We start from the raw sequence: 15581 nt of genomic DNA, 5'->3' as shown, positions 1-15581 counted from the left end.
TTGAGTCTGATTTCGGTGCCGGGCGCGGGGACGACGACTGGCCCCGCGTCCGGAGGACGGGGGCTGAGGTGTGTACGAATGGGCTGCCCTAGAGGTAAAACCCCTGGGGCGCCCACTCTACTGTCGCTGTTTTAGCTTGGCTATACGACCGGTTTGAGCCAGGTCAGCTCCGAGGCGTCACCTTCGATGTGACGGGCCAGTTCCTCGTTGAACCTGGCTCCGTAGTCGGCGGTGATGTGTTCCTGGAACGCGGCTTCATCCCGGTAGACCTCGAAGACGAAGTATTCGCGGGGATTCTCTTCGCGGGTGTAGGGGAGAAACAGTTCGTTGCCTGGTTCGTTGCGGACGTGCTGCGTCAGTTCGGCCATCATTTCGGCAACGCGGGCCTCACTGCCGGCTTTGACGGTGAACTCGGCATACAAGGTTTTAGTCATGATCTCTCTCTTCAGTTCGTTTTTGCAGAGGTGCAGTTTTTCTTTGAGGGTTACGCCGACGGGCGGATTTCGCCGGAGCCTCTTTGGATGAGCTCGGAGGGGACAATGTACGTCTGCGGAGGTTGATCGTCGCCATCGATCCTGGCCAGAAGCCGTTCGGCCGACTTGACGCCGATCCGCTCCGGGTGTTGAGCGATGACAGTAACCCCGGGGTCCATCATGTCGGCAAGTGTGAAGTCGTCAAACCCAACAAGTGCCACACGCTTGTGGACGTCCAGTTCCTTCAGTGCGCGCATCGTTCCGAAGGTGACGAGGTTCTGGCTGGAGAAGATTGCGGTCGGAGGATCCTCGGAAGTCAACAGTTCAAGGGCTGCCCGCCTCGCTGCTTCCTCATCATGGAGATTGTCGATGACCGGTAGTGCGGAGGTGGGAAGGCCTGCGTTGCCGATCTCCTCGAGGAAGCCCCGCCGGCGCTCCCGCGCGGTTTGGATGTCTGTGCGGTCGCCCAGGTAGGCCAATTTGGTGTGTCCGTGCGCCAGCAGATGTGCGGCCGCTTTGCCAGCACCCACTGCGTTGTCAGTGACCACAGCATCAGCCTCAACCCCTACCGGCTCCCGGTCAATAAAGACCATTGGCAGGTTTCTAGAGTGCTCCGGGATCATATATGCCTGGTTTTTGGCGATCGGTGTCAGGACAAGGCCGTCCACCCGCCTGCCCAGGAAAGCTGCGATGATTGCCTGCTCCCGTTTAGGGTCGTCGTCGAGGCTGGCGGCGAAAACGGCTATTCCCCGGGCGCCAAGGGCATCCTCCATGGCACGGTGTATCTCGCCGCTGAATGGGTTGGAGACGCTGGGCAGCAGGAGGCCAACCGAGAGGGTCCTTCTACCTGCCCGGCGGAGGCTGCCGGCTGTGACGTCCAGCTGGTAGTTGAGCTGCGCGATGGCATCGAGCACCTTTTGCCGGGTGGCCTCGGATACTCCGGCCTCGTCGTTGATCACCCGTGAAACGGTTTTGATTCCGACACCAGCGAGTGCTGCCACGTGACGCATCGTGGGCCGGGTTGGGGACAGAGGTGGCTGGTAACGATCGGACATCGTTGTCAAGAAAGTCGCTCCTTCTCGTTCTTTTGCTATTGACTCTAGCGTGTGATCCTGATTACCTCGTCTATGACATCGTTGTCGAGGCCATGCAGGCCTCAAACACCAGGAGATTCAATGTTGAGTTCCAAGTCCCACCTTGCAACCGCCACCCGCATCTTTGCGGCAGGAGCGGCCCTGACCTTAGGAACGCTTAGCCTGTCGGCTTGCGGAGGAAGTTCCACCGCGCCGGGTGCCAGCGAAGGCACGTCAGGCGAAAAAGTCGGCGTCTCCCTGATCGTCAAGACCACGACGAACCCGTTCTTTGTTTCAATGCAGGACGGAGCGAAGAAAGCCGCAGAGGCTGACGGTGTAGACCTCAAACTGGCCGCCGGCAAGGCTGACGGCGACGAAGATACGCAGATCCAGGCAATCGAAAACGCCATCTCCAAGGGTGACAAGGGCATCCTCATCACGCCCAACGGCCCCTCTGTGGTGGACGCGCTGCAGAAAGCCCGGGACGCCGGCCTGTTCGTTATCGCATTGGACACCCCGCCGGACCCCGCCGACGCCGCAGACATCACGTTCGCCACCGACAACTTCGCCGCCGGCGAGCTGATCGGCAAGTGGACGGCAGCACAGCTGGACGGCAAGAAGGCCACCATCGCCCTCGTCGATCTCTTCGATGACAAGGTCGTCTCCGTGGACTACAACCGCGACCAGGGCTTCCTGACCGGTCTCGGCATCGACACTGCCGATCCCAAGAAGAACGGTGATGAGGCCAAGACCGGAAAGTACACCGGCGGCAAGGGCGGGGAATACGAAATCGTCGGCAACCAGGCCTCCCAGGGTGCCGAAGACGGCGGCCGGACGGCCATGGAAACCCTCCTGTCGAGCAATCCCGACATCAACGTCATCTACACCATCAACGAACCTGCGGCGGCGGGAGCATTCGAGGCCTTGAAGTCGGCCGGCAAGGACAAAGACGTGCTTGTCGTTTCGATCGACGGCGGCTGCACCGGCGTGAACAACGTCAAGTCCGGCGTTATCGGTGCCACGGCACAGCAGTACCCCGTGAAGATGGCCGAACTCGGCGTCAAGGCGATCGTGGACCTGGCCAAGACCGGGAACAAGCCCGCGAACTCCGAAGGCCTGGACTTCTACAACACCGGCGTCGAGCTCGTCACTGACAAGCCGGCCGACGGCATCAAGAGCATCACCACCACCGAAGCTTCCGAGATCTGCTGGGGTAAGTAACCCCGCTATCCGTCCGGGGAGGCCGTGCTCCGCGCCGGCCTCCCCGGCGCTCCACTTCCGCGTTAGCTACGCGCCAGCAACCATCACCAAAGATCAGGACCAACCGTGACCCAGCAACAGACCGCCGGCCCGCCCAGCGCCGGGCATGCCGACCTGGCGGAGGAATTCCTTGACCGCCAGACACCGCTCAGCCGCATCCGCAACATCCTCCACCGTTACCCCGCCGTCAGCCCCGCCCTTGTCCTTCTGATCGCGGTGGTCGTGTTCGGCCTGCTCAATGACAGATTCCTGCGGGTCGAAAACCTCTCACTGATTACCCAGCAGGTCTCCGTCGTCGGCACCCTGGCCATCGCCCAGACACTCATCATCCTCACGGCCGGCATCGACCTGTCCGTCGGCGCCGTCATGATCCTCTCCTCCATGGTCGTGGCGCAGCTCGCCGTCAACAACGGACTGCCCGCCCCTGTTGCCCTGCTCGCAGGCCTGGTGGTCGGACTCGCGACAGGAGCCCTGAACGGATTCCTGGTCACCAGGTTCCGGCTCCCACCCTTCATCGTTACCCTGGGCACGCTGAACATCTTCATCGCCCTGACACTGCTCTACTCCAACGGGGCCACCGTGCGCGGCTCGGCCATGCCGGACCTGCTGACCTGGACCGGCAGCACCTTCCCCGTAGGGCCGGTGCGCATCTCAACAGGCGTCGTCGTGATGCTTCTGCTCTACGTGGCCATCGCATTCATCCTGGGCAAAACCGCCTGGGGCCGGCACGTCTACGCCGTGGGCGATGACAAGGAAGCCGCCCGCCTGGCCGGCATCGCCGTGAACAAAGTCCTCATGAGCGTCTACCTCGCCGCCGGCGCCGTCCTGGCCATCGGCGCCTGGATCCAGATCGGCCGTACCAACGCAGCCAGCCCCAACGCCGGTGTGGACCTGAACCTGGACTCCATCACCGCCGTCGTGATCGGCGGAACCAGCCTCTTCGGCGGCCGCGGCTCCGTCTGGGGAACCCTCCTCGGCGCCCTGATCGTCGGCGTCTTCCGCAACGGACTCTCCCTCGCCGGCCTGGACGTTCTGTACCAGACCCTCGCGGTGGGCGTCCTGATCATCCTCGCTGTGTCCATCGACCAGTGGATCCGAAAGGTCAAGTCATGACCATGACAGAATCAGCAGCCACCCACACCGTCACCCGCGAGCCCATCCTGAAGGCCAGGAACCTCGTCAAAACGTTCGGACGCGTCGTCGGCCTGGACGGCGTCAGCCTCGACCTGTACCCGGGCGAAGTCCTGGCAGTCATCGGCGACAACGGTGCGGGCAAATCAACCCTGATCAAATGCCTCACGGGGGCGGAAGTCCCGGATTCCGGCGAACTCTTCGTCTCAGGACAGCCGGTGCATTTCAAACGGCCGCAGGACGCCCGCGCCCACGGCATCGAGACCGTATACCAGAACCTTGCGGTGTCGCCGGCACTCGATGTGGCATCAAACCTGTTCCTCGGCAGGGAAGAGCGGCTCCCCGGTCCGCTGGGCAAACTCTTCCGCGTCCTTGACACGAAGGGAATGCGCCGCAAAGCCAAGGACGAGCTCACCCGGCTCGGCATCTCCACCCTCCAAGACGTCACCGTCCCCGTGGAGAACCTGTCCGGCGGCCAGCGCCAGGCTGTCGCCGTTGCCCGCGCCGCGGCTTTCGGTTCCAAAGTTGTCGTGCTGGATGAGCCGACGGCGGCACTGGGCGTCCGCGAATCCAACCAGGTCCTGCAGCTGGTCCGGGACCTCCGGGACCGCGGCCTGCCGGTCATCCTCATCAGCCACAACATGCCCCACGTCTTCGATGTGGCAGACAGGATCCACATTCAGCGCCTCGGCAAATGCGCGGCCACGATCACGCCACAAACCCACAACATGACCGAAGCAGTTGCGATAATGACCGGCGCAGCCAGCGCCTAAACCAACTGCCGCCCTTACGTCGGTCCGCGCGCCGGTTACCGGTCCGCGGACTGACGTCGCTTGAACAGCCCCCACCCCATCAGATCCCCACGAGAGACAGACCATGGATTACCTCACAACAGCCCGGCCCGACGCTCACCCGACGCTTGACGTCACTGTCGTAGGCGAAGCGCTGATCGACGTGGTCACCACCTCAGACGGCCAGGTGGAACACCCGGGCGGCTCGCCGGCCAACGTCGCCTACGGACTCGGCCGCCTTGGCGTCACCACAGGTCTGCTCACGGCCATCGCCCCGGACGCCTGGGGGACCGCCATCGAAGACCATCTCCGAAGCGCAGGAGTCACACTTCTACCCGGCTCAAAATCCCTCACCCGGACGCCGTCTGCAACAGCGACCCTCGCACCGGACGGCTCCGCCACATATGACTTCGATATCTCCTGGGATCTGGCCCCCACGCCGCCCGCGTACTTCCCCAAAATCCTGCACACGGGATCAATTGCCACGTTCCTTAGCCCAGGCGCCAGCGCGGTAAAAGCCCTGCTCGAACAGGCCCACCGGCACTGCATGATCACCTACGACCCCAACATCCGGCCCGCCCTGCTGGGCAGCCACACGGAAGCGAAAGCGATTTTTGAAGAGCTCGTGGCCCTCACGGACGTGGTCAAACTCAGCGATGAGGATGCCCAGTGGCTGTACCCCCGGAAAAGCCAGGACGAAACCGCGGCACACATCCTCGGACTAGGCACCCGGTTGACCGTCATTACGAGGGGCGCCGAAGGTTCACAGTTCACATCCGCCGACGCCAACATCAGCATCCCTGCGGTGAAAACGACAGTCGCAGACACCATCGGCGCCGGGGACTCCTACATGTCAGCCCTGATCCTGGGCTTCCTCACCCGAGGAACCGAAGGATTCGCCCCAGCTGTCCTGGAGCAGCTGGGACACACCGCAGCCGCAGCCGCGGCCATCACCGTGCAGCGCCCCGGAGCGAACCCACCGACCCTTGAGGAACTGAACGCCGCAGTCGAAGCCCATGCCCCTGCTCAATATGCAGGTGCCTGAAGCACATCATCAACAGGAGGCTGCCCTGCATTTCACCTACCGAGGGGAGCCGGGTGCGCCTGCTCGGGACCCGAGCGTGGGTTAGTCCTTGTTTTTGCCGCCCCCGTGATCTTTGGGCTTGCCGGCCTTGGACTTTTCGTTGTCGAGGCCTCCACCTGTGTTGGTTTGTTCTTCGTTCGTGGTTTGGTCCTGTTGCTCCCCGGGAGGGGTATTACCTGCCTGTGCACCGGCCGGGATTTCCACGGTAATGACGGGCGCGGGTAGGGGATTGGAAACAGGAACGGGGTCTGCAGTTGTGACCGGCGCGGGGCCGGGGGCTGCGGGGACTGCGTCCGCGCTGGGTCCGGCAGAAGCGGTGAGGAGTGTTTGCAGGTCGTTGCGGACCAGGCGGATGGCCTCGGTGGTGCTCCGGTATTTTTCGAACGTCACCCCGTTCCTGACTGCTTCATCACTTACATCCTTTTCCAGCCGGTCCAATTGGGTGAGGGCAGTTTGAAGGTCGCCTTTGATCACCGCCTGGCGCACCCGGTTGAGTGTGGACTGGAAAGCAGGGGAGGGCTTGAGGGCGGTTTCGAGCTGGTCAAGGTGAAAATCGACTGGGTTGTTTTGCACCGGTACTGCCGGCCCGGCAGGTGAAGCCGACTGGACCGTGCCCTCACCGCCCAGGGTTGCAGCTGTGCCTCCGGCGAGGAGGACGGCCGCGATGGACGCGGCGAGAGCAGCCCGGGCGCGCTTTCCGGGTTTGCGCAACGGCCGGGCAGCAGCGGTTGGCGGATGCGGCGGCAACGGCGGGGGCACGGGAGTCGTTGTACTCCTGACATTCCGCTCCGTAGGTTCGATGTCAGCAGCTGTCACGGAGGCGGCGTGCGTGTCGTCCTGCAGGGCCAGTCGCTGCAGTGCGGTCGCTGCTTCTGCCGCGGTTGGCCGGTCGGCGGGTTGCCGGGCAGTCATCGCAGTTAGCAGGGCCTTCCAGCCTGCGCCAACACTGTCGGGGATGACGGGGCTCCTTTGGAGCCGCGCCACGCCCGATTCGATCTGGTTGCCAGGGAACTCAACCTGGCGTGTGAAGCATTCCAGCAGTACCAGACCCAGGGAATAGACGTCGCTTGCACCGTTCAAAGCCTCGCCGAGAGCCTGCTCTGGGCTTAGGTACGCGGCAGTGCCGACCATGCGGCCTGGCCCCGTAAGGTGGTCCTCCTCCATCATCCGGGCGATTCCGAAATCCGCGAGCTTGGCCCGCCAGTGCGTATAGGGCTGGCCGGGCCGGGGGTTGTAGAGAAGCACGTTCCCCGGTTTGAGGTCCCGATGGATCACGCCGCGGCTGTGGACGTAGTCCAAGGCAGCTGCCAGATCCGAGCCCACGGTGGCGATTTCGGCGGGGTCCATGGGCCCGTCCCGCAGATTACGGCGGAGGTCAGGGGCGGGCACATACTCCATCACCACGAAGCTCCGCTCCGTGTCCGGATCGGTGCCGGCGTCGAACAAAGTCACCAGGGACGGATGGATCAGGGAGGCAAGAATCCGAATTTCGGCGTCCTGGCGGGCCAGCAACTCGGGCTCGCCGCCCTCCTTGGAGAAGACCTTAAGCGCCACCTCCCGGCCCAGGGCTTCATCCAGGGCCCGGTACACGCCTGCGGCGGCGCCGCGGCCGACCAGCTCCTGAAGCCGATATCGCCGGCAGAAAAGTTGGCCGGTTACCGCCGACCTCTGTACTTCCGTCATGCGAGCTCCCGTAGGCGTTTCTGGCCGTTCTTATCCGGCGGTATTTGCTATCGCTGTTCTGCTCGTTGCGGAGACAACAAAAGGCGCACCCCGTTCGCTGAGTGCGCCCCTCGTTGCAGCTTGGTCAATCCTTCTTGAAAGCGTCCTTGACCTTCTCGCCGGCCTGCTTCAAATCACCTTTGGCTTGGTCGGACTGCCCCTCGGTCCGCAGGCTCTCATCGCCCGTGGCCGCGCCTGCCGCTTCCTTGCCCTTGCCGCCGGCTTTCTCGGCAGCGTTTTCGATCTTGTCGCCCAATCCCATGGTGTTTCCTCCTCTGGTTGGCAGCCGTTCGCATTCGGCTACAAACATAATAAGCATGCTTAGGATCCTGTTTTCAAGTGCCTATCCGGTTCTTGACCATTCGGGAACGTAAACGGTGCGACGTGCCGGGCTGCCGTGGAACCCTGCACTAGAGCAATTATTCGCATCAGCCGTCGACGTCACCAGCGAATACAGCAGGAAGCTGCTGAGGTTGGTGGCCAGCGGTGCGCCGGGCTCATACGAGATGCCGGTGCCGGCGCCCACCGCAAAGGACCTCGGCTGCACGCAGCTCTCCTGCGGCTGCGTCCCCGGTGAAGAGGTCATTCGAGGTGTCCGGATCGAGGGCGACGCCACCGCCGTCGATCCCGCCGCCGTCGACCGCTGATTCACTCGCCGTTCCCTCCTGCGCATCAGACAGGATTCGAGCCTGAAAGGCTCGTGGGAGCCAAACGCCGTGCGGCAGTGCTGCTGCCACGGGCAGTTTGGAATCTAGGCCTGTCGATCAGGAGTCTGCGGGACACCGCTACTCGGTTGTGAGCTGGTGGTTATTAGCTCGTGGTAATTAGGAGACGGACCTTCACGGCCCTGATGTGCTTGTCGGAAAGGATTTCAAGGCGTTCGTCCCCGTTGAGGAATCGTCCTTCCTGTAGCCCGGCGTCGGTCATCACCAACTCCCTCACTGAATCAAGCTCAACGTCACAACCAAGCTTGTGGAAGTCCACCTGCGCTCCTTGGCCCACCACGATGAACTCGGTGGGACTGATGGCCAGGACCATCCCGAAGGGACGGGCGTCTCCTGGGGTGGGGCCATGGGTGGCGGCAACCGTTTCCTCCAGGAGTTCGGGCGCGGGTGGGACCCGCACACCCGCGTCCAGGAGCATATCTTCGAGGAGCTTCCTGGAATTGCGAACAGTGATGCCGGTATCCACCAGGTCGGTCCGGATGGATTCCTCGTCCGGGTCTAGGGCGAAACCAAAAATCCGGCCGTCGCGCTGGGCATCAACTATCTCAGGAGTAAGGGACGTAATGATGGAGCAGGCGGTGCTGAATTGGTTGCCTTCCCTGCCTTCTTCCACACCGAAGACGTTGTAGCCGAGGCCTCCAAAGCCGCCAATTGCCAGAAAGGCATCTCCAGCGCGAAACCGCGCTTCAGGGATGAACAAGGGATTGGAATCGGTGGCGTATTGCCGCATGACTTCTGCCGAGTTGGGAACATAAATATCCGGGGCCAGGAAGTCGATGGCCGGCGCCGCGGCCCGCCACACGGGGACCATCCGGGCCGTTGGTCCGCCGCTAGGGTACTGGCCGGGCAAGTCCTGACCACGTTGGGGGCCGATCCAGGCATTTGCGTATGCGGGGAGGGGCAATACTTCTTTTCCGGCAGCCGCCAGACCTCCCACAAAGGATGCAAATCCCCACGCCATAAAGGTCTCTTCAGCAATGGGGTTGTCATCGCCGAAACGGTCCGCCCAGCTCCTGCTGCGGTCCGGATTTGCGCCGAGGGCCTGCACCAGCTCAAGGTCAAAGGAATCCGGAGCTTCGGAGACCGCAGTCATCAGTTGCTCGGGGAGCGGTGCATTCCACGCGGCCTCGGCCAGCGCGCTATGGTCTCTTCCTGCGCCCAACAGCCCCACTTCGTTCTCAACCTGAACCATGATGACTGTGTGGTCCGGATCGATCAGGGCCACATGCCTCAACAGGGCCGTGTAGGCAGTTCGGTCCGCTTCAAGAAGATCGCGAGAGAAGACGGACAAGCTTGGCCGCGGCATTGATCCGGGATAGGAGAAGGGGGTCTTCAGCGGTTTAGCGCCCCTGTCCGCGCGCGGAAAACGGTCACGATCAGCGCGAACCCACCCGGGGGCGTAGGTGGAGAAGGCGTTCTTGAACGCCCCGAACCAGATCATTACCAGACGGACGCCGGCGGACCGGGCGTCTTCCACCAAACCGTCCACGATTGAAAAGTCGAGTTGTCCCTCCACCGGTTCTATTTGTTCCCAGGACACAGGAGCGATCACGGTGTTGACCCCTGCTTTTGCCAGCTTGTCCCAGATAGGCAACATGTAGCTCCGGTCTGACGCGCTCGAATTATGCAGTTCACCCCCAATGCAGAGAAATGGCTTTTCCTCAACAATGAGACGGGTGTGGCCGCCCGTGCGCTCTAGTCGCGGGAGGTTCTGGTGTGGCATGGTGATCAGTCCTTAATACTTGTGTAGCGGGTTTAAATCGTGTCCCGGGTCATGGTTGCCAAGATCCGCTCAGGCTGTACCTTAACTTTCACAGTGAAGATCTTCCTGAAAACGGTTGTGAATCTGGCGCCTTATGAGGTCCAGTGTGCGCATGATGGCCAGGGAGTCGCCCAGGGGCATCACGGAGCTCTCGGGGGTGCCGGCTTCCATGAGCCCTTGGAACTCGAGAATTTCGTACCTGAGTCCGCCGCCAACAATGGGCGCGTCAATGGTGTGGGACTGCTGGAGTCCCGGCCCCGAGGGGTTGTAGCGTGAAACGGTGAGACCGTTGGGACAATGGTGCGGGGCCGGCAGTTGGATGATGCCTTCAGTGCCCAGTATCCGTGCGTTATTGGGAAGCACCGTGGACATTGATGAGCTGATGTATCCGGTTGCACCGCCGCTGAAGGAAAGAAGCGCCGTCGTGTCCAGGTCCACCCCACTGGTGCTGCGGCAGCCAAAAGCGGCGACGGCCGGTTCATCACCCAGGAGCCAGTGCGAGAGCTGAACAGGGTAAACACCCATCTCCAGCAGGCTTCCCCCGCCCAGTGCGGGATCGTACAACTGTGGCCGCGCCCGCGGCCCCGCCTCCGGAATCGGAAAACCGAAGGACGCTTCAACCTTCCGGACCACTCCGATTGCACCGTCGTCCACCAGCCGCTTCAGCTCAACGAAGGCAGGCAGGAACCGGGACCACATGGCCTCCATCAGCACCGTCCCGGATCGCTTGGCAGCCAGGGACAGATCGAGGGCTTCGGCGTGGCTGGACGTAAAGGGTTTTTCCACCAGGACGTGTTTGCCCGCCTCCAGGAACAGCCTGGCATGCTCGTGATGCAATCCTGCCGGGGTTGAAACGTACACCGCGTCGATGGTGGGGTCATGGGCAAGGTCCTGGAACGACAGGTGCTGTTTGGGGATGCCGAACTCGGAACAGAACTTCCCCGAGGCCGCGGCGGTCCGGGAGGCTGCAGCAGCGAGGAAGGCAGAGGGGACTTCAGCAAGGGCCTGCGCGAATTCGCGGGCAATGGTTCCCGTGCCGGCGAGCCCCCATCTCACGGTGTTGTTGTGGGGCACGTCATTCCTTTGCTTCCAGTGCCAGATCGGCAGGGTCGTCCAGGTCGGCAGGGTCGTCCAGATCGGCTGAGTCGTCCAGGTCGGCAGGTTCCCCTGCCGGGGCGGGTTCATCGGAAAGGCGTCCATCGGGCAGCAGCAGCGCGGCAATGAAGCCCAGGATGTAGACGCCCGCCAGGGAAAGGAAAACAGGAGAGAACACGTCGTGGTAAATGGAGGCGATTTCTGCCTGCAATGCGGGATCTGCGGCGTGGACCAGGGCCGGGGTGAGGGTGTGGGAATCGAGCCCGGTCGGCAGGAGCGACGCGACGCCGAACCCCACTACTCCGCCCACTACGGCCGAGCCGATGGTGGATCCAATCTGGCCGCTCAGCCCGGCGGTTGCTGTTGCGGTGCCGAGTTCACTGCGTGGTGCAGCACTTTGAACGATTGCAATGGCCAGGCTCATGAACGCTCCCGTGCCGAGGCCGACGAACGCCATGATCAACGCCGGGACCCACAGCGGCGCACCTTGCGGGAGCACGGACATGGCTCCGAGTCCGAGCGCTCCCATCACCGTTCCGACGATCGGAAAGCCACGGTAGCGGCCTGTCCTTGAAGCGAGCCAACCCGTCACCAGGTTGCCCACCAACATTCCAAGCACGGTTGCGATGGGGACCAGCCCTGAGATGGTGGCACTCACGCCATATGCCATCTGGAAATACGTTGGGAGGTACGCCGTAGCTGAGATGAGTCCGGCACCCATGACTGCTGAGAGTCCCACGCCTGCACTGAAGGTGCGGTTGCGGAACAAGCCAACCGGAATGATGGGGTTGCACTGGCCACGCTCGACGGCGATCAGGCCCGCCAGCGCCGCTGCGCCGGCACCGACGGCGATCCACGCCGAGGAGTTCGCTGAACTGAACCACGCAACTGCCAGTACCACCGCCACAAGGACAGCTGTGAGCAAAAGTGCACCAACGCCGTCGAACCGTTTCTTGCCCGCCGGTTCGATGTGCGGAACGGCAATGACTGCCAGGAGAAGCGCGGCCAGCCCCACCGGGACGTTGATCCAAAAGACCCAGGGCCACCCCCAGTAGTCTGTGATCAGGCCTCCGAGGAGCGGCCCGATCAGGATCGCCACCGGAAAGGCGGCCCCGATCAGTGACAGGTATTGCGGGCGTTGCCTTGGTGTTGCCACCTCGGCGACGATTGTCTGCGACATCAGCTGGAGTCCGGCGGCGCTCATGCCCTGGAAGACCCGGGCGACGACCAGCTGCGTCATGTCGTGCGCGAAGCCACAAGCGAACGACGCCACAACAAAGCCAGCCAGCGCAACCAGGAAGACCATCCGTGGGCCGACCCGGTCACCCAGCCCACCGAGGACCGGGAGCAGGACGGTACTGGCCAGCGTGTAGCCGACCACCACCCAGCTCATGTGCTGGAGGCCGCCAAGCTCGCCGGCCACTGTGGCCAATGACGTTGAAACGATGGTGTGATCCAGGGCCCCAAGGAATGACACCGCCAGGAGCGCTGCCATGAGGAGCCGCAGGCGTGTGGCAGAGATCTGGTGGGTGCTTTGGTTGCTGTTGTGGACTTCGGTCACGGCGTCCCGTCGATCTCGGCCTCCAGGCTGTGCAGAAGCGCGTGCTGCCGCCGGACCTGTTCAATGGATCGGTAAGGCAACCGATCGCCTTCGTATTCGCTGGACAGGTAACCCGACCATTCGTTCTCCTTCAGGGTCTTAAGGATCTCGCGCCAAGGTATTTGGCCGTCAACAAGGTCATCGCCGATGTCGAAGAACTTGGCCTGAATGAAGGACACGTAGGGGAGAACATCCACCAAGTCCGACATGGGAACGGCCAGGGGTTTACGCCAGCCTTCTTCCTGGGCTTCTTCGCTGAGGCCGTCATGCTTTGCGGTGGTGATTGCCCTTTGGAAGATTCCGGTGTCGATCAGCAGGCGGAAGTTCTTCGATCCGGTCCGTTCGATGAACTCGATGTACTCGTCCACCACGGGGTGCTTGATGGGAGTGGGCGCATGAATTTCAGGGCAAATAATGAGGTTCAGTTCCGCCGCGAGATCGAGGTTGCGCTCAATCACCTCCTCCCAGATCGGGTGGGGGCGCAAATCCATGGACACTACCCCGATCTTCGGCCGGACTGAGGTGAAGCCGAGGCGATGGGCCAGCCGGAGATCGCGGGCAAGCATCACAGCACCCTCATCGGCCGTGAGGTCGCGGTGACGCCACAAGCTGGAATCGATCCAAGACCCGTAGTTGGTGGGTTCAAGCTGGTACTTTTCGAGCAGCCCGTACCATTGGTCGATCCATGCCGTGGACGGCTCCGGGTAGTTGGGTATGTGGCCTTCGCCGAGGATCTCGATCCCTGTCGCCCCGATGTCGGCGATCTGTGCCATGGCATCTTCGAGGGTGAGGACGGTGTTGATGTCACCGGTGTAGCTGTACAGGGAGACACCGTACTTGAGGTTGCTCATGCGAGGACCGTGACCTTTCGCTGGGACGTGAAAATTGACGGTTGGAATTCTGCGGGGATGTAGGGCGCGTACAAGGCGATATCGACCCGCACATCATGGACACCTACGGCCAGGCCGCCTTCGAGGGGTACCGTGATGGTGGCCAGTTCGTCGAGCTGCCAACGCACGTCGGTGGACCGGCGCAGCTCCTCGATGCTGAAAGTGCGTCCCTGGAGTGTCCAGCGCGGTACTTCCCGGCTCCACTCCCGGCCATCAACAGTGACAGAAGCCCCATCAATGAGGCTTCCCCACAGGCCCCGGTAGTTGGGCATGCGGAGGGCTATCTCGAAGCCGACCGTGTCAGTACCCTCCTGGACGTTGCGAAAGCCCCGGCTTTGGATCAGTTCTCGTTCGAGGACCATGTTTTCCTCACTTCTCTGTGGACGTGGTGTTGATTGATTCAGCAATGTGGCGTGCTCCGGCGACGGCCAGGGCCACGCCGGTCAAGGTGGGGTTGCAGGCCGTGGGGGTCGGAATGACACCGTTGCCGGCAACGAACAACCCCTTGACGTCCCACACCTGCCCGGTGGGATCGCAAACGGCAGTTCCGTCGTTGGTGGTGCCCATGCGCAAGGTGCCTTGGTAATGCAGTGAGGCCCCGGCAGGGAACGTGAGCGGTTCTTCCCCAAGCGGCTCGCCTAGGGACCGCGCAGCGGCGATCACGGATTCGCGCGCGGCGGACAGCGTCTGCTCATCACGTTCCGTGAAGGTGTAGTGGATGTTCATCGCAGGCAGTCCGTAAGCGTCCGTGGTGTCTTCGGAGAACTCAACGCGATCGGAGGCTTGAAGGTCTTTGGCGCAGAACCATCCAAGGCCCACGATCGAACCAGGGATCACGTCACCCGAGATCGGCACCGGCGAGGCATCGAGCTGCATGACCTGCCCGTGGAAGGGCTGCTCATCGGTGAACGGCACCCAGCTGACGCCGCTCTGGGCGGTGATGGTGGTGTCGTGTGACGAGGCCGCGGGAGTATCGTCCCCGACGCCGGTCAGCTGTACAGCGTGGACGATCTGAGGCTGGTCATTGAGGTAACGGCCGAGGGCTTCGGGGCGGATACCTGAGGCGAACAGCAACTGCGGGCCGCGGAGGGCATCCGCGGCAACCACGACGTACCGGGCCGCAATCTCGTGCTCGTCCCCGGTCTTGTCGTCACGCACCCGCACGCCGCTGACCTCACTGCCGTCGGTCAGCACCCGCACAACAACGCTTTCGTCGAACAACTGCGCCCGGGGGTTGTTCCGGGTTTCGTCGCCGAACACCACGTCCGCGCCAGACCAGATGAACCTGCCGTCATCGGTGCGGCGGACCGCCAGCGGCATGGGCTGGACCTGACGCCCAGGTTCGCGGCCGCCGTCGAGCGCTGCGGACAGCCGTGAGCGGACGAGGTCGGCCAACGGAGCATCAGCCAAGGCCTCAGCGCTCACGGAGAGAAGGCGTTCTGCCTCCGTCAGGAGTTCGTCCATGTTCGGAAGGAACGCGATGCGCTCGCTTCCACCGGGACGGGGGCACGCACCGGTCCAGTGGGCTGCCATGCCGCCAACATTGCTGGAGAAGGCGAGGCCAGGCAGTCCAGCCTGGCCCGGCTGCTGCCAACCGTCGTCGAGGAGGAAAGTGCCGGGCCGCACAGGGCGGGCGACGTCGCGGGCATACTCAGCAAGGTCCCCTCCGGCGGGCAGGGCGCTGACTTTTCCTTCCGAACGGCGCTGCGCGGTTTCGCGGTCCTCCACGCTTGCGATGTTCTTCACGTGTGATCCGGGGGGATCGCTGATGGTGGGACCCGCCTCGAAGATGGCAATGGAGGCCTCGGGGCTGAGTTCGGAAAGGATGCGTGCATAGGTGGCACCGGCGGGGCCGCTTCCGATGATTGCGACGTCGACGCCGGCCGGATAAGGGCGCGCTGAAGGTACTGCTGTTGTGGTCATGCTGTTCTCCAGAAGTCTGTAGAAGGGAGGGCGCCAGGCCCACGGGGGATTA

At 62.9% G+C, this 15581-nt stretch carries 15 protein-coding genes; 5 read left to right on the top strand and 10 right to left on the bottom strand.

Annotated elements, in window-relative coordinates; all coding sequences use genetic code 11:
- Positions 1-140: 140 nt before the first annotated feature.
- Together B5520_RS00640 and B5520_RS00635 are read right to left on the bottom strand one after the other, a co-directional pair.
- Positions 141-434: a putative quinol monooxygenase gene (locus B5520_RS00640; protein ID WP_079595138.1), complete on the bottom strand. Its 294-nt coding sequence runs from the start codon at positions 432-434 to the stop codon at positions 141-143.
- A gap of 50 nt (positions 435-484) precedes the next feature.
- Positions 485-1483: a LacI family DNA-binding transcriptional regulator gene (locus B5520_RS00635; RefSeq protein ID WP_079595843.1), complete on the bottom strand. Its 999-nt coding sequence runs from the start codon at positions 1481-1483 to the stop codon at positions 485-487.
- A gap of 165 nt (positions 1484-1648) precedes the next feature.
- Here B5520_RS00635 and B5520_RS00630 point away from each other — a divergent pair, with 165 nt between their 5' ends.
- From B5520_RS00630 to B5520_RS00615, 4 genes are all read left to right on the top strand, one after another.
- A complete protein-coding gene (locus B5520_RS00630) occupies positions 1649-2767 on the top strand; it encodes a substrate-binding domain-containing protein (protein WP_079595137.1) in 1119 nt (372 codons plus the stop codon).
- 105 nt (positions 2768-2872) lie between these two features.
- Positions 2873-3919, top strand: coding sequence for an ABC transporter permease (locus B5520_RS00625; RefSeq protein ID WP_079595136.1), 1047 nt, complete (start codon positions 2873-2875; stop codon positions 3917-3919).
- Positions 3916-4710, top strand: a complete 795-nt coding sequence (locus B5520_RS00620) for an ATP-binding cassette domain-containing protein (protein WP_079595135.1) — start codon at positions 3916-3918, stop codon at positions 4708-4710. Before B5520_RS00625 ends, B5520_RS00620 begins: the two co-directional genes overlap by 4 nt.
- A 103-nt stretch (positions 4711-4813) precedes the next feature.
- Positions 4814-5773 (top strand): carbohydrate kinase family protein, encoded by a 960-nt coding sequence (locus B5520_RS00615; RefSeq protein ID WP_079595134.1) that lies wholly within the window; start codon positions 4814-4816, stop codon positions 5771-5773.
- A gap of 81 nt (positions 5774-5854) precedes the next feature.
- On the opposite strand, the gene B5520_RS00610 is transcribed toward B5520_RS00615, so the two are convergent.
- Both B5520_RS00610 and B5520_RS00605 read right to left on the bottom strand, forming a co-directional pair.
- Positions 5855-7495, bottom strand: a complete 1641-nt coding sequence (locus B5520_RS00610; protein ID WP_079595133.1) for a serine/threonine-protein kinase — start codon at positions 7493-7495, stop codon at positions 5855-5857.
- Positions 7496-7619: 124 nt separating this feature from the next.
- Positions 7620-7796: a CsbD family protein gene (locus B5520_RS00605; protein ID WP_079595132.1), complete on the bottom strand. Its 177-nt coding sequence runs from the start codon at positions 7794-7796 to the stop codon at positions 7620-7622.
- Positions 7797-7911: 115 nt separating this feature from the next.
- Between B5520_RS00605 and B5520_RS22655 the strand changes: the two genes are divergently transcribed.
- The gene (locus tag B5520_RS22655; protein ID WP_176156712.1) at positions 7912-8181 is read left to right on the top strand and encodes a hypothetical protein; all 270 of its coding nucleotides are present in this window, start codon (positions 7912-7914) and stop codon (positions 8179-8181) included.
- 163 nt (positions 8182-8344) lie between these two features.
- Here the strand turns inward: B5520_RS22655 and B5520_RS00600 are convergent, their stop codons facing one another.
- The 6 genes from B5520_RS00600 to B5520_RS00580 all read right to left on the bottom strand — a co-directional run bounded on the left by B5520_RS00600 (position 8345) and on the right by B5520_RS00580 (position 15529).
- The gene (locus B5520_RS00600) at positions 8345-9856 is read right to left on the bottom strand and encodes a DUF5597 domain-containing protein (RefSeq protein WP_104443404.1); all 1512 of its coding nucleotides are present in this window, start codon (positions 9854-9856) and stop codon (positions 8345-8347) included.
- 207 nt (positions 9857-10063) lie between these two features.
- Entirely contained in the window at positions 10064-11095 is a 1032-nt protein-coding gene (locus tag B5520_RS00595; RefSeq protein WP_176156711.1) for a Gfo/Idh/MocA family protein, read from the bottom strand.
- A gap of 1 nt (position 11096) precedes the next feature.
- Positions 11097-12677: an MDR family MFS transporter gene (locus B5520_RS00590; protein ID WP_368483713.1), complete on the bottom strand. Its 1581-nt coding sequence runs from the start codon at positions 12675-12677 to the stop codon at positions 11097-11099.
- Entirely contained in the window at positions 12674-13567 is an 894-nt protein-coding gene (locus B5520_RS00585) for a sugar phosphate isomerase/epimerase family protein (RefSeq protein WP_254865428.1), read from the bottom strand. The genes B5520_RS00590 and B5520_RS00585 overlap by 4 nt, the downstream gene beginning before the upstream one ends.
- Positions 13564-13968, bottom strand: a complete 405-nt coding sequence (locus B5520_RS22945; RefSeq protein ID WP_254865427.1) for a C-glycoside deglycosidase beta subunit domain-containing protein — start codon at positions 13966-13968, stop codon at positions 13564-13566. Before B5520_RS22945 ends, B5520_RS00585 begins: the two co-directional genes overlap by 4 nt.
- A gap of 7 nt (positions 13969-13975) precedes the next feature.
- On the bottom strand, positions 13976-15529 hold the full coding sequence (locus tag B5520_RS00580; RefSeq protein ID WP_079595129.1) for a GMC oxidoreductase: 1554 nt from the start codon (positions 15527-15529) through the stop codon (positions 13976-13978).
- Between the last annotated feature and the right edge of the window lie 52 nt (positions 15530-15581).

It is taken from the genome of Arthrobacter sp. P2b (genome assembly GCF_900168295.1).
In the GTDB taxonomy this organism is placed as follows: Bacteria; Actinomycetota; Actinomycetes; order Actinomycetales; family Micrococcaceae; genus Arthrobacter.
The sequence above is the reverse complement of the archived record's forward strand: the minus strand, read 5'-3'. Positions and strand labels throughout refer to the sequence as shown.

Bases quoted from the DNA above. Each gene is read 5' to 3' on its own strand.
- B5520_RS00635 (WP_079595843.1), bottom strand. From the start codon at position 1,483: ATGCGTCACGTGGCAGCACTCGCTGGTGTCGGAATCAAAACCGTTTCA.
- B5520_RS00640 (WP_079595138.1), bottom strand. From the start codon at position 434: ATGACTAAAACCTTGTATGCCGAGTTCACCGTCAAAGCCGGCAGTGAG.
- B5520_RS00630 (WP_079595137.1), top strand. From the start codon at position 1,649: ATGTTGAGTTCCAAGTCCCACCTTGCAACCGCCACCCGCATCTTTGCG.
- B5520_RS00615 (WP_079595134.1), top strand. From the start codon at position 4,814: ATGGATTACCTCACAACAGCCCGGCCCGACGCTCACCCGACGCTTGAC.
- B5520_RS00585 (WP_254865428.1), bottom strand. From the start codon at position 13,567: ATGAGCAACCTCAAGTACGGTGTCTCCCTGTACAGCTACACCGGTGAC.
- B5520_RS00600 (WP_104443404.1), bottom strand. From the start codon at position 9,856: ATGTTGCCTATCTGGGACAAGCTGGCAAAAGCAGGGGTCAACACCGTG.
- B5520_RS00580 (WP_079595129.1), bottom strand. From the start codon at position 15,529: ATGACCACAACAGCAGTACCTTCAGCGCGCCCTTATCCGGCCGGCGTC.
- B5520_RS00620 (WP_079595135.1), top strand. From the start codon at position 3,916: ATGACCATGACAGAATCAGCAGCCACCCACACCGTCACCCGCGAGCCC.
- B5520_RS22945 (WP_254865427.1), bottom strand. From the start codon at position 13,968: ATGGTCCTCGAACGAGAACTGATCCAAAGCCGGGGCTTTCGCAACGTC.
- B5520_RS00605 (WP_079595132.1), bottom strand. From the start codon at position 7,796: ATGGGATTGGGCGACAAGATCGAAAACGCTGCCGAGAAAGCCGGCGGC.
- B5520_RS00610 (WP_079595133.1), bottom strand. From the start codon at position 7,495: ATGACGGAAGTACAGAGGTCGGCGGTAACCGGCCAACTTTTCTGCCGG.